Here is an 18478-nt window from a genome sequence, read left to right as displayed (position 1 = left end):
GTACACCGGAAAGCGCCTGGACCGTTCGTGAGGACGGTGGTCAGGTCGACGTGTGGGGGATCTCCTGGCCGGCCGCGGCCACGGGCGCGGTCATGTCGAGCAGCAGCAGGGCGTCGTGGTCGGGGGTACCGGGCTCGGCGGTGTAGACACCGATGCGCTGGCCGGGTGTGCCTTCCAGCTCCATCGACTGGCCGGTGAGCGTGAGCGCGCCGACGCGGGGGTGGTGGAAGGTCTTCCGCGCGGGCTTGCGGCCGGTGACCTCGTAGCATTCCCACAGCCGGGCGAAGTCGGGGCTCTTCAGGAGGAGCTCGCCGACGAGGTTGGTGAGGTCGGGCGCGTCGGGGGCGGTGCCGGCGACGGCGCGCAGACGGGCCACGCAGGCGGTGATCTGGCGGTCCCAGTCGGGGAACAGGTCCCGTGCGGCGGGGTGGAGAAAGAGGTAGCGGGCGAGGTTGCGGTGCTTGGCGGACCAGTCGTCCAGGCCCGCGTACAGGGCAAGGCCGCCGGGGTTCCAGGCCAGCATGTCCATGCTGCGGCTGATGACGTAGGCGGGGTTCGGCCGCAGCGACTCCAGCAACAGCTTCAGGTGGGGACGCACGGTGCGGCTGGGGGCCGGGGGCGGTTCGGGGGCATATCGGGCGGCTCTGGCGGCAAGGTCGCGCAGATGCTGGTGTTCCTGGTCGTCCATGTGCAGGCCGCGGGCGAGGGCGTCGAGGTGAGGAAGACGCCGCCCCTCGGCGTCGCCCAGGCTCCGACCTGCACGACCTGCCGGGCCGGGCGAGGCTGAGGGGAGGGGCAACGCCACCGACCGGAGAAGGCGAGATGCGGTACATCACACTGCGTGACCTGGAGGTTTCCCGGATCGGGCTGGGGCCATGGGCATGTCCCACGGCTACACCGGCTCGGGCACCGATGACGCGGAGTCCATCCGGACGGTGCACCGGGCGCTTGAGCTGGGTGTCACGCTGATGGACACCGCCGAGATCTACGGCCCCTACACCAACGAGAGCTGCTCGGGCGGGCACTGAAGGGGCGCCGGGACCAGGTGGTTCTGGCCACCAAGTTCGGCCTGGTCTCCCACTCCGGCGACGGCGCCTGGAACCTCGACTCCCGCCCGGCCGACATCCGTACCGCGGTCGAGGGCTCGCTGAAGCGGCTGGGCACCGACCACATCGACCTGTACTACCAGCACCGGGTCGACCCGGACACGCCGATCGAGGAGACAGCGGGCGCCGTCGGCGAGCTGATCGCCGAGGGCAAGGTCCGCGCTTTCGGACTCTCGGAGGCCGGACCCGACACGATCCGCCGAGCCCACGCCGTCCAGCCGGTCACCGCGGTCCAGTCCGAGTACTCCCTGTTCACCCGAGGGATCGAGGAACGCGTCCTGCCCGTCCTGCGGGAGCTGAACATCGGGCTCGTGCCGTTCTCCCCGCTGGGCCGCGGCTTCCTGACCGGCGCCGTGCGCTCCACCGCCCAATTCGACGAGAACGACTTCCGCCGCGACAACCCCGCTTCACCGGCGAGAACTTCCGGCGCAATCTCGCCCTGGCCGACCAGGTCAAGGCCCTGGCCGACGAGGCCGGTGCCACGCCCGGGCAGGTGGCGCTGGCCTGGCTGCTCGCGCAGGGCGACGACATCGCCCCGATCCCCGGCACCAAGCGCGTGGCCCGGGTCGAGGAGAACACCGCCGCCGACGCCGTCACGCTGACCGCCGAGCAGCTCGACAGGCTCTCCGGCCTGCCGCCCGCCGCCGGCGCCACCCACACCGAGGCCCAGGCCCGGATGCTCGAACGCTGACACTCCCACCCGCCCCCACCCGCACATCGAAGGACACCCCGCTCATGCAGACCGTCACCCTCAACAACGGCGTCGAGATGCCGCTCCTCGGCTTCGGCGTCTATCAGATCCCCGCCGAGGACACCGAGCGCGCCGTCTCCGACGCCTTGGCCACCGGCTACCGCCTGCTGGACACCGCCGCCGCCTACGGCAACGAAGAGGCCGTCGGCCGCGCCATCCAGTCCAGCGGCATCGCCCGCGAGGAACTGTTCGTCACCACCAAGCTCTGGGTCCAGGACGCCCCCGCCCAGGACAACACCCGCCGCGCCTTCGAGGCGTCCCTGATGAAGCTGGGCCTGGACCATCTCGACCTGTACCTGATGCACCAGCCCTTCGGCGACGTCTACGGTCAGTGGCGCGCAATGGAGGCCCTCCACCGCGAGGGTGCGGCCAAGGCGATCGGCGTCGCCAACTTCTACCCCGACCGGCTGATCGACCTGATCGTCAACAACGAGATCACCCCGCAGGTCAACCAGATCGAGACCCACCCCTTCTTCCAGCGCGCCGACTACCAGGACCTCATGCGCGAGCACGGTGTGCAGATCCAGTCCTGGGGCGGCTTCGCCGAAGGCAAGAACGACCTGTTCACCAACCCGCTGCTCGCCGGGATCGGCAAGGAGCACGGCAAGTCCGTCGCCCAGGTCGTCCTGCGCTGGCTCACCCAGCGCGGCGTCGTCGCGATCCCCAAGTCCGTGCGCGCCGAGCGCATGGCCGAGAACATCGACGTCTTCGACTTCCGGCTCTCCGACAAGCAGATGGCCCGGATCGCCGCCCTCGACACCGGCGGCACCCTGTTCTTCGACCACCACGACCCCGCGATGGTCACCTGGCTGGCGGGGCGCCGCGTGGACAGCTGAAGCACGGGGAGACGCCCTTCACCGTCCGCGGGTGCCCTGCACGCCAGAACACCCGCCGCCGGTCCCCGCCTTTTCCACGGTTCACCGAGAGCCGTCGTCAACCAGATATCGCGGGCGAACTCGTGAGTCTCAGCAGGACTCGCGCACGATCAGCTCCGTCGGCAGGACGTGCCGCCGCGGCTCCTCCGACGCCTCCCCGCCCTCCTGGATCCCGTGGATCTCCCGGATCAGCATCCGCGCCATCGTGCGCCCCATCTCCTCGATGGGCTGCCGCACGCTCGTCAGCGGCGGATCCATCAACCGCGCCACCGCCGAGTCGTCGACCCCCACCAGCGCCACGTCCTCGGGCACCCGCCGCCCCGCCTCCCGGAGCACCCCGCGCGCCCCGGCGGCCATCACGTCGGAGGCGACGAAGACGGCGTCCAGGTCCGGCCTGCGGTCGAGCAGCAGCCGCATGGCCCGCCGGCCGCCCTCCTCGGTGAAGTCGCCCGCGGAGACGAGGGCCTCGTCCGGCGCGTGCCCCGCCTCGGCGAGGCCCGCGCGGTAGCCGCCGAGCCGGGCGCGGGCCACGTACATGTCGAGCGGCCCGGTGACGGTCGCGATCCGGCTCCGGCCGCCGCCCACGAGGTGCGCGACGGCCGCGCGCCCGGCTCCGATGTTGTCGGAGTCGACGTACGGCACGGGCTCGGCCTCCGAGCGGCGCCCGTTCATGACGACCGGGAGGCCGAGCTCGCGGATCCGGTCGGGCAGTGGGTCGTCGCCGTGGACCGAGGCGAGCAGCACCCCGTCGACGCGCTGGGCGGCGAGGTACTGCTCGAAGCGCTGCCGCTCCTGCTCGCTGCGGACCAGAGTGAGCAGCAACTGCTTGTCGGCATCGGCCAGTTCGGCACTGACACCGCGGATGAGGTCGAGGAAGTACGGCTCCGCGAAGAGCCGGGCCTCGGCCTCGGGGATGACGAGCGCGATGGCGTCGGTGCGGCTGCCCGCGAGGGCGCGGGCGGCCTGGTTGGGTACGTAGCCGAGTTCGGCGACGGCTCTGGCGACGGCCGTTCTGGTCTGTTCGCTCACCCGGGGAGAACCGTTGATCACCCGGGAGACCGTTCCCCGGCCGACCCCGGCCCTGGCAGCGACCTGCTCCAGGGTCGGTCTGCCGTTCTGCCGTCCGTTCACAACCGCCGAACTCCCCTCGTAGGACATCGTGCAGCCCACCACGACCGGTATGGCAATGGGAGCGCTCCCACACTAGTTCACCAGCCTCCCCCCGCGCCACGCGCATGCGTTCAGGAGATGACGGCCCCCTCCCCGTGGGGCCCCTGCGAAACCCCCCGAACACCTTCCGGTAACGAATCCGCGTTCATGTCTTGACACCCGTACCCGCCAGGCAGCAACCTTCCGGCAACGACGTGGGAGCGCTCCCATCGGGGCGCACACAGCCTGCATCAGGTCCTGGCGGGCAGCCGCCGAGCCGCGATCAGCCGGCCGGACCTCTTGGCGCACAACGAGCACCACCTTTGGACGAGGAGAGTGGAATGCGCACTTCCAGCAGCAGACGCGGACGCCGTGCGGCGATCGCGGCGGTCGCCGTCGTCGTGACCGGTACGACCCTGCTCACCGGTTGCGGCAGCGACGACGACGGCGGCGACGCCCAGGGCGGCGGCAAGATCACCCTGCGGGTCGGGACCTTCGGTTCCTTCGGGTACGACAACAAGACCGGCGCCAAGCTCTACGCCGAGTACGAGAAGGCCCACCCCAACATCAAGATCGAGGAGACGAACGTCTCCGACGGCCAGAAGTACTGGGACACGCTGAAGCTGCGCCTGGGCCAGAACAACGGCCTCGCCGACATCCAGGCCGTCGAGGTCGGCTACATCGCCGAGGCGACCGGCGAGACCATGGCGGACAAGTGGGTGGACCTGAGCAAGGAGGGCGGCTCGGACATCGGCGCCTTCCTCGACTGGAAGGTCAAGCAGGCGACGACGGCGAGCGGCAGCGTCATCGGCCTCGGCACCGACATCGGCCCCATGGCCGTCTGCTACAACAAGGAGCTCTTCGCCAAGGCCAAGCTGCCGACCGAGCGCGAGGCCGTCGCCAAGCTGTGGGCCGGCGACTGGGCCAAGTTCATCGAGGCCGGGAACACGTACAAGAAGAACGCGCCCGCCGGCACCGCCTTCCACGACTCGGCCAGCGGCCTCTTCAACGCCGTGATCTCCAGCGACCCCGTCCAGTACGCCAATGCGAGCGGCAAGCTCGACTGGGAGAACAGCCCCGGGGTGAAGAAGGCCTGGGAGACCGCCGTCGCGGCGAGCAAGGGCGGACTCACCGCCAAGCTCCGCCAGTTCGACGAGAAGGGCACCTGGAACGCCGCCTTCAAGAACTCCAAGTTCGCCACGGTCGCGTGCCCGAGCTGGATGACCGGCATCATCAAGGACCAGGCGGGACCCGCCAACCAGGGCAAGTGGGACATCGCCGCGCCGCCGGTCGCCGGCAACTGGGGCGGCGCCTTCCTCGCCGTGCCGAAGTCCGGCAAGCACACCAAGGAGGCGGCCGAGCTCGCCGCCTGGCTGACCGCCCCCGAGCAGCACGCCAAGGTCTTCGCGGTCAACGGCAACATCCCCTCGTCCAAGGACACGCTCACCTCCTCGGCGGTCCAGGACGCCAAGCTGCCGTACTTCGGCGAGACCCCGGTCGGCAAGATCTTCTCGTCCGCCGCCGCCGGGATCACGCCCGCCGTCATCAGCCGCTGGGACGGCCAGGTGAAGACCTTCCTCACCGACAACGGCATCCTCGACATCGAGCAGCGCGGCACCGACCCGGCCAAGGCCTGGGAGAACGTCAAGAAGCTGGTCGACGACAAGATCGACCAGTAGCGGGGGGCGCCTGCCGGTCCGCCGCCGCCCGCGGGCGGCGGACCGGCACCGTCCGCACCACCGCACGCATCGACCTGGAAGGACGCCCCCGTGGCCACCTCCGTTCGGGCGAGGTCCGACGGCTCCCCGCCGCCCGCCGCACCGCCCTCCTCCTCCGGCCCCCGGAGCCACCGCTCCGCCTCGGGCGGCTGGCGCAGCACGCTCTACCGCTGGGACATCAAGGCGATCCCGTACGTCTTCATCGCCCCCTTCTTCCTCACCTTCGCCGCCTTCGGCCTCTTCCCGCTGGTCTACACGGGCTGGCTCTCGCTCAACCGGGTCGAGCTCGGCGGTGACCCGCAGTGGAAGGGCCTGGAGAACTACACCGATCTCGCGACCAGCGAGTTCTTCTGGAACGCCCTCGCCAACACCTTCACCATCGGGGTCATCTCGACCGTCCCCCAGCTGCTCATGGCCCTGGGCCTGGCACATCTCCTCAACTACAAGCTCCGCGGCCGCGGCTTCTTCCGGATCGCGATCCTCGCCCCGTACGCCACGTCGATCGCGGCGGCGACCCTGGTCTTCGCCCAGCTCTTCAACACCGACTACGGGATGATCAACACCGTCCTCGGCTGGGTCGGCTTCGATCCCGTCCAGTGGGAGTCGTCCAAGTGGCCGGCGCAGATAGCGATCTCCGTGATCGTCACCTGGCGCTGGACCGGCTACAACGCCCTGATCTACCTGGCCGCCATGCAGGCCGTGCCGCAGGACCTGTACGAGGCCGCCTCCCTCGACGGGGCGTCACGCTGGCGCCAGTTCATCAGCGTCACCATCCCGTCGATCCGGCCGACCATCCTCTTCACCGTCGTCGTCTCCACCATCGGCGCCACCCAGCTCTTCGGCGAGCCGATGCTCTACGGCGGCAGCGTCGGCATCAGCGGCGGCAGCGGCAACCAGTTCCAGACGCTGAGCCTGCTGATGTACGAGAAGGGGTGGGTGAACAACGCGCTGGGCCAGGCCTCCGCCATCGCCTGGATCATGCTGCTGCTCCTCCTGCTCATCGGCGGCGTCCAGGCGCTGGTCTCCCGTCACAACCGCAAGAAGCTGGGAGGCTGACCCCATGGCCCGCACGCTCGCCACGAAGACCGTCGAACCCGAGGTCCCGCGCCTGCCGGAGACCCGCGGGTCCGGCCGGTCCGACCGCCGGTCGGGTCCACGCTTCCGTCAGACGGCCGGCCGCCAGCACCACGCCGGACCCCTGACCTACGTCCTGCTGGCCGTGGCCGCCGTGGTCTCGCTCTTCCCGCTGTACTGGAACCTGGTCGCCGCCTCCCACAGCGGCGAGCGCGTCGTCCAGGCCCCGGCGCCGCTCCTGCCCGGCCCCCGCCTCCTGGACAACCTCAGCTTCGCCTGGAACCAGGTCCACATGGGCGAGGCGCTGATCAACACCACGATCGTCGCCGGACTGGTGGCCACGTCCACCGTCGTCTTCTCCACGCTCGCCGGCTTCGCCTTCGCCAAGCTGCCCTTCCGGGGGCGCGGCATGCTGCTCTCGCTCGTGGTCGCCACGATGACGATCCCGCCGCAGCTCAGCGTCATCCCGCTGTACCAGATCATCACCGACCTCGGCTGGTTCGACCAGCTCCAGTCGGTCGTCCTGCCCTCGCTCGTCGCCGCCTTCGGCGTGTTCTTCATGCGCCAGTTCCTCGTCGAGGCCCTGCCCATCGAGCTGGTGGAGGCGGCCCGCATGGACGGTGCGCACAGCCTCCGGGTGATCTGGCACGTGGTGTTCCCCGTGGCCAGGCCCGCGATGGCCGTGCTCGGCATGCTCGTCTTCGTCCAGTCGTGGAACGACTTCTTCTGGCCGTTCATCGCGCTCACCCAGGACGGCAACCCCACCCTCCAGGTGGCCCTCGCCGGCCTCGGCGCGGGCAACCACACCGTGGACCACGCCGTCGTCCTGACGGGCGCCCTGATATCCACCGTGCCGCTGCTGCTCGTCTTCGCCTTCCTCGGCAAGCACATCGTGGGCGGCATCACGGCAGGCGCCGTCAAGAGCTGAGCAGCCGCACCTGCTTCACACCGCATTTTCCGAACGTACCGACCCCGTACCCGCGTTGGGAGCGCTCTCCTATGACCGCGTCCGAAACCCGGCCGCTCACCGCCACCCGCTCGTTCCCGTCCGACTTCCTCTGGGGCGCCGCCACCGCCGCGTACCAGATCGAAGGGGCGGCGGCCGAGGACGGCCGCACGCCGTCCATCTGGGACACCTTCTCTCACACCCCCGGCAAGGTCTTCGAGGGCCACACCGGTGACGTGGCCGTCGACCACTACCACCGGTTCCGCGAGGACGTCGGCATCATGTCCGAACTGGGCCTGAACGCCTACCGGTTCTCCGTCTCCTGGTCCCGCGTACAGCCCACCGGGCGGGGCCCCGCCGTCCAGAAGGGCCTGGACTTCTACCGGGCCCTCGTCGACGAGCTGCTCGCCGCCGGGATCGCGCCGGCCCTGACGCTCTACCACTGGGACCTGCCCCAGGAGTTGGAGGACGCCGGCGGCTGGCCCGAGCGGGCGACCGCCGAGCGGTTCGCCGAGTACGCCGGGATCGTCGCCGAGGCCCTCGGCGACCGGGTCACCCGGTGGACCACGCTCAACGAACCCTGGTGCAGCGCCTTCCTGGGGTACGGCTCCGGGGTCCACGCCCCGGGCCGCACCGACCCGGTCGACTCGCTGCGGGCCGCCCACCACCTCAACCTCGGGCACGGCCTCGCCGTCCAGGCCCTGCGGGCCGCGCTCCCGGCGGACCGGCAGCTCGCGGTCTCCCTCAACCTCCACGAGGTGCGCCCGCTGACGGACTCGGCCGAGGACCTCGACGCGGCCCGCCGCATCGACGCCGTCGGCAACCGGATCTGGCTGGGCCCGATGCTGGACGGCGCCTATCCCGAGGACCTGCTCGCCGACACCGCGCACCTCACCGACTGGTCCTTCGTCCGGAACGGCGACACCGCGGCGGCGCGGCAGCCGCTGGACCTGCTGGCCGTCAACTACTACACGCCGACGCTGGTCTCGCAGGTCCCGGAGGGCGCGGAGAAGCCGCAGGACGACGGTCACGGCAACAGCGAGCACTCGCCGTGGCCCGGCGCGGACTCCGTCGCCTTCCACCGTGCGCCCGGCGAGCGGACGGCGATGGGCTGGCCGGTCGACGCGAGCGCGCTGTACGACCTGCTGAGCCGGGTCTCCGCCGCCTACCCGGACCTGCCGCTGGTGATCAGCGAGAACGGCGCCGCGTACGAGGACGAGGTCGGCGAGGACGGCTCGGTGCACGACCCGGAGCGGGCGGCCTACGTGCACGCGCACCTGGAGGCCGTACACCGCGCGCTCGCGGACGGGGTGGACGTACGCGGCTACTTCCTGTGGTCGCTGCTCGACAACTTCGAGTGGGCGTACGGCTACGCGAAGCGGTTCGGCGCGGTCCGGGTGGACTACGACACCCTGGAGCGCACCCCGAAGTCCAGCGCCCGCTGGTACGGACGGGTGGCACGGACGGGCGAGCTGCACACCCCGTACAGCGACTGAGTCGACCGCGCGATCGGGCCGTGCCGGACCACCGGCACGGCCCGATCGGCGTGCCACCGCCCAGTCGGCCGCTAACTCGGCGTCGACGGCATGTCCTTGACGAACACGAGTCCGTCGCTGTCCGCCAAGTGGGCCGGGTCGAGCGGGGCGTAGCCGAACCAGGGGGAGACGCGGGGCACGGGCGGAGTTTCGCCGAGGACGGTCGCGAGGCGCCGGTTGTCGACGAGGCAGGCGTCCTCCGGGAGCGCGTACAGGAGGCCTTCGAGCGTGTCCGGCGGGGGTGTGCCGACGCCGTGGTGCCGGATGGTGCCGAGGGCCGTGGCCACGAAGGCGTACTCCTCGCCGAGCCGGGCGCTCACCAGCGCTCCGGCGCTCCACCACTCCAGCCGCTTCCCTCCCATGCGCATCGAGCTCTTCTCCCGCTGGAGATGGGAGTTGTGGGTGTGGACGAAGACCGGGCCCCGCGCGGCGAGAGCGAGGAGGTTGTCGGCCATCATCTGGTCCCGCAGGCCCACCAGTCGGCTCAGGCGGGCCGGTGAGGTGTCGGCCATCCAGTGGTGGTAGCGGAGGAGACCGACGGCGGTGCGGGCGTGGAGGCACGCCCGGTGCCACTCCTCCGGCGAGGAGACCGCGAGCAGGTGGGGTCGCTGGGCGTCGAGGAGGGATGCCAAGTCGTCGGCGAGCAGGCGCAGTTCGCGGGCGTCGGCCGACTGACCCACGGACCGGGCCGGGTCCCGCATCGCGGCGGGCTCGGTCCAGCGGTCGTCGGTGCCGAGCAGGCGGTCGAGCGTGTCCGCGGTGCAGGGGAACAGGTCCGCGTCGAGCCGGGCCGCGAGGTAGGTGTGGAGTGCGGTGAGGGCCTGCCGGGGGCTCGCGGCGGCGGTGATCTCCAGCGGGCCGTCGAAGCCGGCGAAGCGGACCTGTTCGGACGCGGGCCGGCCGTCGTTGTAGGTGCGCATCCAGCGGACCAGCTCGCGGTTGGCCGCGGACGTGCCCCAGCCGTGACTGAAGCCGTGCTCCATGACCTCGTCGAGGGTGCCGGTGCCCGAGGTGACGTGGTCGTCCACGAGGAGGCTCGCCAGGCAGTCGGTCTCGATCGCGAGGGTCCGGTAGCCCTCCTCCTCGACGAGCTGCCGGAGGAGGTCGTTGCGGAGGTCGAGGAGGGTGTCCTCGCCGTGGGTGGGCTCGCCGAGGGCGAGCAGCCGGGGCCTGTTCGGAAGCAGCCGCAGGACGGCGGCGGCCTCGACGGCCTGGACGGTGTCCTTGATGTCAGTCGCCATGCCTTCAACGCTATCGTTGAAGCCTCGGTGGAGACTTTTCCCCGATATCGTCGGCCGCATGGGCAGAAACCTTCAAAGCGGTGAGCGGCTGCGGCCGATCGATCTGGCGCGCGGGCACGGTCTGTCCACGCAGGCGGTCCGCAACTACGAGGAGGCCGGCATCCTTCCGGCGGCCGACCGCACGCCCCACGGCTACCGCACCTACACGTCGCTGCACGCGGGTGCCCTGCGCGCGTTCCTGGCGCTGGTGCCCGGCCACGGCCACGGCACGGCGGCGTCGATCATGCGGGCCGTGAACGAGGGCGCGGTCGACGAGGGGTTCCGCCTCATCGACGAGAGCCATGTCCAGCTCCTCGACGATCGGCGGACCCTCCGGGCCGTGGAGATCGCCCTCCGCGACCTCGCGCCCGTCATCCACGACCCGGAGCCCGTCACGGCCCGCGAGCCCGGCGGCACGTTCATCGGGCCGCTGGCGGGAAGGCTCGGCATCCGGCCCGCGACGCTGCGCACCTGGGAGCGCGCCGGTCTGGTGAGCCCGCGCCGCGACCCGCTGACCGGCTACCGCGTCTACGACGAGGCCGACGTGCGGGACGTACGCCTTGCGCACCAGCTCAGGCGGGGCGGTTACCCGCTGGAGCGGATCGCGCCGCTGATCGCCCAGGTGCGGGCGGCCGGTGGTCCGGAGCCGCTGGAGGCGGCACTGGGCGACTGGCACGGGCGGCTGTCCGCCCGCGGGCGGGCGATGCTGGCCGGGGCGGCGGAGCTGGAGGCGTACCTGCGAATGCGGGGCTGAGCCTCGGCCGCCGGCCGGGGTGGGGACGGTGCTGCCCGGCCGACGGGGTGGCGACGGTACCCGGCCGCCGGGGCCGGGGCCGGGCGGGTGTCGACGATTCGTCACGCGCGGGCCGGTGTGTGGCCCCCGGCACGTCACCCGCCGTATCTATGCTGTGCGTCCATGAACGACGGACGATCGACCGCGCCTCGGTCCCGGTACCCCGGACGCGTCACCTACGGCTCGGCGGCGCTCGCCACCATGCTGGTGCTGGCTGCTCCCTCCACGCTCTTCGCCGACCCGGAGGACCGTGCCGCGGGGCAGGCGGCGGCCCGGGCCGCGCCGACCGTCATCGCCCATCGGGGCGCCTCCTCCGCCGCCCCCGAGAACACACTGATCTCCGACGAGGTCGCCCGGCGGGGCGGGGCGAGGTGGATCGAGAACGACGTCCAGCCCAGCAGCGACGGCGTGCCGTACATCCTGCACGACGCGACCGTCGACCGGACGACCGACGGCACGGGCCCGATCCGCTCCCTCACCTCCGCCCGGATCGACGAGCTGGACGCCGGCTCGTGGTTCGCCCCCGCCTACGCCGGGGCCCGGGTCCCGACGCTGGCCGCCCAGTTGGCGGACCTGCGCGAGCGAGGCGGGAACCTCCTCCTGGAGATCAAGGGCCGCCACAGCCACGCGGAGGTGGCCCGGATCGTCCAGGACGTCCGGGAGCAGTCCATGACCGGCCGGGTCTTCGTGCAGAGCTTCGACATCCCGACGCTGAAGTACACCCGTGAGCTGGCGCCCGAGCTGCCGATCGGACTGCTGCGCTCCACCCTCGACACGGACCCGGTCAGGCTCGCCGAGGACCTGGGCCTCGCGGCGTACAACGTCTCGGACACCGCGCTCGCCGGCCGGCCCGGGATCGTCGACGAACTGCACGCCGCGGGCGTCGCCGTGAACGTCTGGACGGTCGACAAGCCCGCCCGCTGGAAGGCGCTGGACGCCCTCGGGGTGGACGGGATCATCACCAACCGGCCGACCGAGCTCGCCGGCTGGATCGCGGGACAGACCTCCGGGTCCGCCGCGGGCTGAGCTCGGCCGCCGGACCTTACGGGGTGACCTTCATGTCGTCGACGAAGGACCGGACCATGATCGCGTTGGTGGAGACGACGGTTCCGGGCTTGATCAGTCCGCCCTCGCCGGCGTTGCCCTCGACCTGGACCGTGCGCTCCCCCAGGAAGACGAGGGTCTTGGGGTCGAAGATCCACTCGGTGCGCTGGCCGCCGACCTCGTCGAGTCGCGCGACCGCGACGCCCTGGCGGCCGACGGCGTCGGTGGCACTGTCCACCGTGACCACGCCGGGGATCTTCGCGGCGGCCCGGTAGAGCGCGGCGGTGAGCTGCGGGGACGGCCAGCTCTCGCCGAGCAGGTCGCCGATGGTGGTGAAGGCCTGCTGGTCCGGGCCGTTGCCCTGGCCCTGGGTCTCCTCGTAGATCTTCCGCAGCAGGGCGTCGGGGTCGGTGGGGAGCTTGGCGAGGTAGTCGTGCGAGGGCGCGCCCAGGTGCGGCTTCGGGTCGTTGCCCTGCTCGTCGGGGCCGGCGAGGGTGATGCCCTCGGGCTCGGTGTTGCCCGGTTCGATCAGCCAGCCGTCGCTGCCGTCGGTCGACTTCCAGATCTGCCGGGTGTGCAGGGGCACGCTGACGAGCTTGCTCACGCCACTGTCTGTGCGCACGTGGGTGCCGGCGGAGCGGGACTCGATGTAGACGAACTGGTCCGCCCGGGCGGCCTTCGGGGCGTCGGCCTCGGCGGCCGCGAGCGAGATGCGGTCCAGGAGCTGCGGGGCTCCCTTCGGGTCGACGACGCCGATCCGGGTGGTGAGGGCCGGGCCGTCGGCGCGGCCGTCCCCGGATCCGGCGGTCCCGCCCGGGGTGAGGACGAGGGCGCCGACCACGAGCGCGCCCGCGAGGGCGGTCACGGCGGGCAGGAGGATCGCCTTCCGCAGGAAGGGGTTACGGGCGCGGGCGGTGTGCGCCGCGCGCGCTTCGGCGGTGGTGCGGCGGTCGTCGTGGATCTGGCTCATCAGGCGCTCCTTGTGGAACTGGTGACGGCCCGGAGGAAGCTCGCGCTCCTCGATCGCCGGAAGGTCACCGGCCTCGTGCCGGGGTGCCGTACGGGCTTCGGTCGGGTCGGGGTTCATCGGATTCCCTCCTGTGCGGGCCGGACCGCGTTCACGCGATCACCTGTTGTCTGTCGGGTGCGAGGGGCGGGTTCCCGGATTTCCCGTGCCGATTTCCCGATGTCGCGGGCGAGTTCCTCCTCGGCTCCGGTGCGGAGCTTGGCGCGGGCGCGTGAGAGGCGGGAGCGGACGGTGCCGACCGGGACGCCGAGGGCGGCGGCGACCTCGGTGTAGGCGAGGCCTTCCCAGAGGCAGAGGACGAGGACCTCGCGTTCGGTGCGCCGCAGCGTGCCGAGCGCGCGCAGCGTGGCCGCGATGCGGCGCCGGTCGTCGAGCCGGCCCGCGACCTCGGAGGCGTGGTCGGGCATGGCGGCCTCGGCGGCGCCGGCCGCGGCGTACGCGGAGGCGGCCCGCCGGTAGCGCCGGTTGCCCCGGCAGTGGTTGCGGGCGACGTTGGTGGCGACGCCGAGAAGCCAGGGCCGGAGCGATCCCCCTTCGGGGTCGACCTTCTGCCGCAGCCGCCAGGCCTCAAGGTAGGTCGCCGCCATGACGTCCTCGGCGACCGACCAGTCGCCGGTCAGCCGGAAGGCGTGGTTGTAGACGCTCCGGGCGTGGGAGTCGAAGAGTTCGGCGAAGGCCGAGGGGTCCCCGGCCCGGATCCGTGCGCGTGTGTCGGTGTTCACGACTGTCGTCTGTCCGGCTCACGGGACGGGTTCCCGTGAGCCGCGTCACATCCGTCCGGTGGTCCTGGCGCGCAGTTCGGTCAGGAGGGCGGGGTTGACGATCGTCAGGACGGTCGCGACGCGCTCGGCGTCGACGCCCGCCCACAGGATGTCCCGCGCGCCGCGGTACTTGGCGGCGAGCCGCTCGCGCCGGGCGGGCGGAAGCTCCGCGGCGCGGTCCTGGCGGCTGTTGTGCGCATTGTCGGCGATCTTGACGAGGGTGGCGTCGGGGTCCTGGGCGATGAGGTGGAGTTTCGCCTCGTAGGACAGGCCCGGCCGGTTGGTGACGGCTTCGACGACGGCGACGACCCGGTCCGGGACTCCGGCGGCCCTGAGCCGCTCCGCCGTCCACGCGGTGTCCTCGATGACGTCGTGCAGGAGGCCGGCCATCACCAGTTCCTCGCCGAAGGGTTCGAGACCCGCGGCGACGGCCCGGACGTGCTCGACGTACGGGACGCCGATCAGGTCGACCTGATCGGCGTGCGCGCGGGCCACGAGTGCGTCGACCTCCGCGAGCGTCGTCATCTCCGCCTCACCTTCCGCTCATGAGCAGCTTCGGCAGCTGCATCGTGCGGTTCTGGTCGCCGGGGAGCGTCCGGGGGCCGTTGGCCCACTCCATCGTGACCATGGGGGTGTCGCCGCTGCCCGCGTCGACGGTGGCTCCCGCGAACCGCTCGCCGGAGGCGGTGGCCGACCGCAGCGTGTCGGCCGTGCGCCGGGCGCCCTCGGCGGAGACGGTCAGCGCGCACAGCCGCTCGCGCGAGGTGCCGTCGGCCTTGGCGGTGGCCCCGATGGCGTACAGCGTGACGTCCGGCGTCCGGTTCTCGCCGCCCTTGCCGTAGAAGGTCGCGTAGTAGGTGGCGTCGCCGACGCAGCGGGCGACGGCCTGGTAGGCGGGGTCGTCCGCGACGGACTTCTCGGGCGCGGCGAGGGCGGGCGGGGGCGTGTCCGGCGAGAGGGACAGGGCGCGTACGGACGCGGAGACGGCGACCCGTCCGCCCTTCGGGTCCTTCAGGAGCGCTCCGCCGTCGGTCGCGCTCTCGGCATACCCGAGCTTCTTCATGCCGTCGGTGACGGCGTCGACGTCGAAGCCCCCGGTGAGCCGCCAGCGGTCGGAGCCGACCTGGAGCGCGGTGGTCACGTCGTTCTCGTCGAACCCGTGGGTGTCCTTGAGGGGGCGGTTCTCGTATCCCGCCTGCGCGACCTCGGGGATTCCGTACGTGGCGAGGCCGCCGTACAGCTTCTTGTCCTGCTTGACGAGCCGTCGGGTCGCCGTCACGTCCGTGTAGGTGAGGAGCGCGCCGGCGTCCGCCTCTGAGACGGTCCCGAGCACGGCGGTGAGTCCGGCGGGCGAGCCGCCGGCCGAGTCCGCGGAGTCGTCCCCGCAGGCGGCGGCTCCGGCGCCCAGAACGCCGACGAGCGCCGTCGCGGCGATCCCTCGCAGGACCCTTCGTCCGTTCCCCGTCATTCGCAGCCTCCGATGTCGGCACCGGCGATCCCGGTGGTAAGGATCGCCACAGAAGGGTAGTGGGTCCGCCGGACGGCCTCGTATCGGGCCGTCCGGCGGACCCTGACGGTACGAGGGAAGGGAAGCGGCGTGCGGGAACACGAGGCGGAGGGACGGGCCTTGTCGGCTGCGGAGCTGTTCGACGGTATGGGGATCGAGTACGAGCGGGCCTTCGGGCGTCTTCCGGCGCAGCTGGAGGCGGTCGGGTGGCTCACGGACCGGCTGGGCGCGGGGGCCCGCGTCCTGGACGTCGGCAGCGGCACCGGCCGGCCGGTCGCCGACCTGCTGGTCGGGGCCGGCTGCGACGTGACGGGGATCGACGTGTCCCGGACGATGGTCGAACTGGCCCGTGCCCAGGTGCCGGGGGCCCGGTTCGAGCAGTGCGGGGTCCACGACTTCGAGGCTCCGGAGGGCAGCTTCGACGCGGTGTGCGCGTTCTTCCCGCTGCTCGTCATGAGCCGCGCGGAGGTGTCCGCCGCGCTGCGGCGGATGGCCGGCTGGCTGGCGCCCGGCGGCTATCTGGTGACGGCCACCGTCCCGGCCGACGTCGATGACGTGGAGATCGAGTGGATGGGGCGCCGGGTCAGGGTCTCCAGCTTCTCCGCCGAGGAGTACGTGCGCCAGGTCCGCGAGGAGTGCGGACTCGACGTCCTGCACCACGCCGTCTCCGTCTTCCAGCCGGACGACGAGCAGGCGGGCCCCGAGGAGCACGTCTACTGCTACGCCCGCCGGGCGAAGGAACTGCCCGGCGGGTGAGCCCCGTGTGTCACTCGTCCCAGGGCGGCTCGAACTCGTCCATGTCGGCCGGCGGCTCGTCCAGGTCGAAGGGCGGCTCGTCGTCGTACGGCGCCGCCCGGCCGGACGTCGCCGCGCGACGCGCGGGGGCCCGACCGGCGGAGCCCGCACGTGCGGGTGCGGCGGGGCTTGCGGATGCGGCGGGTCCGGTCGCCTGGGCCGGACCCGGGGCCGGGGCCCCGCACTCCGCGAGTGCGGCGAGGACGCCCTCGGCGTACTTGGCGAGCTTGGCCTCGCCGACTCCGCCGACGGTGCCCAGCTGCTCGGCCGTGGTGGGGAACAGCGTCGCGATCTCGCGCAGCGTCGCGTCGTGGAAGACGACGTACGCCGGGACGCCCTGCTCGCGGGCCGTCGCGCCCCGCCAGGCACGGAGGGCCTCGAAGACCGGCACGACGGCGGCCGGCAGGTCGACCGGCACGCGGGCGCTCTTCCCGGAGCGCGCCCCGGATTCCTTGCGGGCCGCGGCGGCGGGCGCCTTCTCCTTGCGCATCGGGACCGTGCGCCGGCCTCCGAGCACCTCGCCGCTGTTCTCCGTCAGGACGAGCGTGCCGTAGTCGCCCTCCACCGTGAGCAGGCCCTGGGCGAGGAGCTGCCGGACGACGCCGCGCCACTCCGCGGTCCCCAGGTCCGAGCCGACGCCGAACACCGAGAGGGCGTCGTGGTCGAACTGGATGACCTTGGCCGTCTTCTTGCCCTGGAGGATGTCGATGATCTGGCCGGCGCCGAACTTCTGGCGCCGTTCCTTGGCCAGTCGCCACACCGTGGACAGCAGCTTCTGCGCGGCGACCGTGCCGTCCCAGGACTCGGCCGGAGTCAGGCAGGTGTCGCAGTTGCCGCACGGCTCGCCCGACTGCCCGAAGTAGGCGAGGAGCCGGACGCGGCGGCAGTCGACGGTCTCGCAGAGCGCGAGCATGGCGTCCAGGTGCATGCCGAGGGAGCGGCGGTGCGCCTCGTCGCCCTCGGAGCCGTCGATGAGCTTGCGCTGCTGGACGACGTCCTGGAGGCCGTACGCCAGCCAGGCCGTGGCCGGCTCGCCGTCACGGCCGGCGCGGCCGGTCTCCTGGTAGTAGCCCTCGACCGACTTCGGCAGGTCGAGGTGGGCCACGAAGCGCACGTCGGGCTTGTCGATGCCCATGCCGAAGGCGATCGTCGCGACCACCACGACGCCGTCCTCGCGGAGGAACCGGGACTGGTTCGCGGCACGCGCGCGGGCGTCCATGCCCGCGTGGTACGGCACGGCGTCGATGCCCTGCTCCACGAGGGCCGCCGCGGTCTTCTCCACCGACGCCCGCGAGAGGCAGTAGACGACTCCGGCGTCCCCGTCGTGCTCGGTCCTGATCAGCTCCAGGAGCTGCTTGAGCGGGTTGTTCTTCCCGACGATGCGGTACTGGATGTTCGGCCGGTCGAAGCCGGCGACGAAGTGCCGGGCCTCCTCCAGACCCAGGCGGGCCGCGATCTCGGCGTGGGTGGCCTCGGTGGCCGTCGCGGTCAGCGCGATCCGCGGCACCTTGGGCCAGCGCTCGTGGAGCATCGAGAGCGCCAGGTAGTCGGGCCGGAAGTCGTGGCCCCACTGGGCGACACAGTGGGCCTCGTCGATCGCGAAGAGCGACACCTTGCCCCGGTCGAGCAGCCGCTGCGTGCCCTCGGTGCGCAGCCGCTCGGGGGCCAGGTAGAGGAGGTCCAGCTCGTCCGCGAGGAAGGCCTGCTCGACGGACTGCCGCTCGTACGGGTCCTGCGTCGAGTTCAGGAATCCGGCCCGCACGCCGAGGGCGCGGAGCGCGTCCACCTGGTCCTGCATCAGCGCGATGAGCGGCGAGATCACGACGCCCGTGCCGTCCCTGACGAGCGCCGGGATCTGGTAGCACAGCGACTTGCCGCCGCCGGTCGGCATCAGGACGAGTGCGTCGCCGCCGCCGACGACCTGCTCGATGATCTCCTGCTGCTCCCCGCGGAAGGAGCTGTAGCCGAAGACGCGCTGGAGCACCTGCGAGGCGTCGGAGAGCTGGACGGATTCGTCGGAAAGGACCATTCGTGAAGCCTAGCGGCCACCGCCGACACCTCGGCGCCGTCCGATGGAACCTGTGGACAAGCGGAGAGGGGGCGCTGGCGGTCCCTGG

General features: G+C 72.0%; 16 protein-coding genes and 2 pseudogenes. 10 read left to right on the top strand and 8 right to left on the bottom strand.

Going from position 1 to position 18478, the window contains the following annotated elements:
* Nucleotides 1-40: 40 nt before the first annotated feature.
* A pseudogene (locus tag SGA01_RS04860) lies at nucleotides 41-715 on the bottom strand (MmyB family transcriptional regulator); the annotation flags it as partial.
* Between SGA01_RS04860 and SGA01_RS41735 the strand changes: the two are divergent.
* From SGA01_RS41735 to SGA01_RS04850, 3 genes and pseudogenes are all read left to right on the top strand, one after another.
* Nucleotides 665-787 carry a hypothetical protein gene (locus SGA01_RS41735; protein ID WP_255325151.1) on the top strand — a complete coding sequence of 41 codons (123 nt, stop codon included), beginning with the start codon at nucleotides 665-667 and terminating at the stop codon, nucleotides 785-787. The pseudogene SGA01_RS04860 and the gene SGA01_RS41735 overlap by 51 nt on opposite strands.
* 35 nt (nucleotides 788-822) lie before the next feature.
* A pseudogene (locus SGA01_RS04855) lies at nucleotides 823-1797 on the top strand (aldo/keto reductase).
* A 44-nt stretch (nucleotides 1798-1841) separates the two neighbouring features.
* Nucleotides 1842-2693 carry an aldo/keto reductase gene (locus SGA01_RS04850; RefSeq protein WP_141293633.1) on the top strand — a complete coding sequence of 284 codons (852 nt, stop codon included), beginning with the start codon at nucleotides 1842-1844 and terminating at the stop codon, nucleotides 2691-2693.
* A gap of 129 nt (nucleotides 2694-2822) precedes the next feature.
* On the opposite strand, the gene SGA01_RS04845 is transcribed toward SGA01_RS04850, so the two are convergent.
* Nucleotides 2823-3890, bottom strand: coding sequence for a LacI family DNA-binding transcriptional regulator (locus SGA01_RS04845; RefSeq protein WP_141293793.1), 1068 nt, complete (start codon nucleotides 3888-3890; stop codon nucleotides 2823-2825).
* A gap of 332 nt (nucleotides 3891-4222) precedes the next feature.
* Between SGA01_RS04845 and SGA01_RS04840 the strand changes: the two genes are divergently transcribed.
* The 4 genes from SGA01_RS04840 (at nucleotide 4223) to SGA01_RS04825 (ending at nucleotide 9115) form a co-directional block, all read left to right on the top strand.
* The gene (locus SGA01_RS04840) at nucleotides 4223-5560 is read left to right on the top strand and encodes an ABC transporter substrate-binding protein (RefSeq protein WP_141293631.1); all 1338 of its coding nucleotides are present in this window, start codon (nucleotides 4223-4225) and stop codon (nucleotides 5558-5560) included.
* Between the two features lie 90 nt (nucleotides 5561-5650).
* Nucleotides 5651-6655 carry a carbohydrate ABC transporter permease gene (locus SGA01_RS04835; protein ID WP_055640315.1) on the top strand — a complete coding sequence of 335 codons (1005 nt, stop codon included), beginning with the start codon at nucleotides 5651-5653 and terminating at the stop codon, nucleotides 6653-6655.
* A 4-nt stretch (nucleotides 6656-6659) separates the two neighbouring features.
* Nucleotides 6660-7601 (top strand): carbohydrate ABC transporter permease, encoded by a 942-nt coding sequence (locus SGA01_RS04830; RefSeq protein WP_141293629.1) that lies wholly within the window; start codon nucleotides 6660-6662, stop codon nucleotides 7599-7601.
* Between the two features lie 71 nt (nucleotides 7602-7672).
* Nucleotides 7673-9115: a GH1 family beta-glucosidase gene (locus SGA01_RS04825; RefSeq protein WP_141293627.1), complete on the top strand. Its 1443-nt coding sequence runs from the start codon at nucleotides 7673-7675 to the stop codon at nucleotides 9113-9115.
* A gap of 71 nt (nucleotides 9116-9186) precedes the next feature.
* Here SGA01_RS04825 and SGA01_RS04820 read toward each other — a convergent pair whose 3' ends face one another.
* Nucleotides 9187-10395, bottom strand: a complete 1209-nt coding sequence (locus SGA01_RS04820) for an erythromycin esterase family protein (protein ID WP_141293625.1) — start codon at nucleotides 10393-10395, stop codon at nucleotides 9187-9189.
* 58 nt (nucleotides 10396-10453) lie between these two features.
* On the opposite strand from SGA01_RS04820, the gene SGA01_RS04815 reads away from it, so the two are divergent.
* Nucleotides 10454-11188: a TioE family transcriptional regulator gene (locus SGA01_RS04815; protein WP_141293623.1), complete on the top strand. Its 735-nt coding sequence runs from the start codon at nucleotides 10454-10456 to the stop codon at nucleotides 11186-11188.
* A 162-nt stretch (nucleotides 11189-11350) separates the two neighbouring features.
* Nucleotides 11351-12253 carry a glycerophosphodiester phosphodiesterase gene (locus SGA01_RS04810; RefSeq protein WP_141293621.1) on the top strand — a complete coding sequence of 301 codons (903 nt, stop codon included), beginning with the start codon at nucleotides 11351-11353 and terminating at the stop codon, nucleotides 12251-12253.
* 16 nt (nucleotides 12254-12269) lie between these two features.
* Here SGA01_RS04810 and SGA01_RS04805 read toward each other — a convergent pair whose 3' ends face one another.
* The 4 genes from SGA01_RS04805 to SGA01_RS04790 are packed head-to-tail and all read right to left on the bottom strand — an operon-like array spanning nucleotide 12270 to nucleotide 15527.
* Nucleotides 12270-13358, bottom strand: a complete 1089-nt coding sequence (locus SGA01_RS04805) for a CU044_5270 family protein (protein ID WP_141293619.1) — start codon at nucleotides 13356-13358, stop codon at nucleotides 12270-12272.
* Complete coding sequence (locus SGA01_RS04800) at nucleotides 13355-14020, bottom strand: RNA polymerase sigma factor (protein ID WP_141293617.1); 666 nt, start codon at nucleotides 14018-14020, stop codon at nucleotides 13355-13357. Before SGA01_RS04800 ends, SGA01_RS04805 begins: the two co-directional genes overlap by 4 nt.
* A gap of 45 nt (nucleotides 14021-14065) precedes the next feature.
* Nucleotides 14066-14584: an HD domain-containing protein gene (locus SGA01_RS04795; protein ID WP_141293615.1), complete on the bottom strand. Its 519-nt coding sequence runs from the start codon at nucleotides 14582-14584 to the stop codon at nucleotides 14066-14068.
* Between the two features lie 7 nt (nucleotides 14585-14591).
* A complete protein-coding gene (locus SGA01_RS04790) occupies nucleotides 14592-15527 on the bottom strand; it encodes a hypothetical protein (protein WP_141293613.1) in 936 nt (311 codons plus the stop codon).
* A gap of 129 nt (nucleotides 15528-15656) precedes the next feature.
* Here SGA01_RS04790 and SGA01_RS04785 point away from each other — a divergent pair, with 129 nt between their 5' ends.
* Nucleotides 15657-16322 (top strand): class I SAM-dependent methyltransferase, encoded by a 666-nt coding sequence (locus tag SGA01_RS04785; RefSeq protein ID WP_229918302.1) that lies wholly within the window; start codon nucleotides 15657-15659, stop codon nucleotides 16320-16322.
* Between the two features lie 10 nt (nucleotides 16323-16332).
* On the opposite strand, the gene recQ is transcribed toward SGA01_RS04785, so the two are convergent.
* The gene (recQ, locus tag SGA01_RS04780) at nucleotides 16333-18390 is read right to left on the bottom strand and encodes a DNA helicase RecQ (RefSeq protein WP_141293611.1); all 2058 of its coding nucleotides are present in this window, start codon (nucleotides 18388-18390) and stop codon (nucleotides 16333-16335) included.
* Nucleotides 18391-18478: the final 88 nt, after the last annotated feature.

This window comes from Streptomyces gardneri (assembly GCF_006539185.1).
Lineage (GTDB): Bacteria > Actinomycetota > Actinomycetes > Streptomycetales > Streptomycetaceae > Streptomyces > Streptomyces gardneri.
This window is presented reverse-complemented; position numbering and strand designations above follow the sequence as displayed.

Bases quoted from the DNA above. Each gene is read 5' to 3' on its own strand.
- SGA01_RS04820 (WP_141293625.1), bottom strand. From the start codon at position 10,395: ATGGCGACTGACATCAAGGACACCGTCCAGGCCGTCGAGGCCGCCGCC.
- SGA01_RS04830 (WP_141293629.1), top strand. From the start codon at position 6,660: ATGGCCCGCACGCTCGCCACGAAGACCGTCGAACCCGAGGTCCCGCGC.
- SGA01_RS04825 (WP_141293627.1), top strand. From the start codon at position 7,673: ATGACCGCGTCCGAAACCCGGCCGCTCACCGCCACCCGCTCGTTCCCG.
- recQ (WP_141293611.1), bottom strand. From the start codon at position 18,390: ATGGTCCTTTCCGACGAATCCGTCCAGCTCTCCGACGCCTCGCAGGTG.
- SGA01_RS04845 (WP_141293793.1), bottom strand. From the start codon at position 3,890: ATGTCCTACGAGGGGAGTTCGGCGGTTGTGAACGGACGGCAGAACGGC.
- SGA01_RS04840 (WP_141293631.1), top strand. From the start codon at position 4,223: ATGCGCACTTCCAGCAGCAGACGCGGACGCCGTGCGGCGATCGCGGCG.
- SGA01_RS04815 (WP_141293623.1), top strand. From the start codon at position 10,454: ATGGGCAGAAACCTTCAAAGCGGTGAGCGGCTGCGGCCGATCGATCTG.
- SGA01_RS04790 (WP_141293613.1), bottom strand. From the start codon at position 15,527: ATGACGGGGAACGGACGAAGGGTCCTGCGAGGGATCGCCGCGACGGCG.
- SGA01_RS04850 (WP_141293633.1), top strand. From the start codon at position 1,842: ATGCAGACCGTCACCCTCAACAACGGCGTCGAGATGCCGCTCCTCGGC.
- SGA01_RS41735 (WP_255325151.1), top strand. From the start codon at position 665: ATGCTGGTGTTCCTGGTCGTCCATGTGCAGGCCGCGGGCGAGGGCGTC.
- SGA01_RS04805 (WP_141293619.1), bottom strand. From the start codon at position 13,358: ATGAACCCCGACCCGACCGAAGCCCGTACGGCACCCCGGCACGAGGCC.
- SGA01_RS04810 (WP_141293621.1), top strand. From the start codon at position 11,351: ATGAACGACGGACGATCGACCGCGCCTCGGTCCCGGTACCCCGGACGC.
- SGA01_RS04795 (WP_141293615.1), bottom strand. From the start codon at position 14,584: ATGACGACGCTCGCGGAGGTCGACGCACTCGTGGCCCGCGCGCACGCC.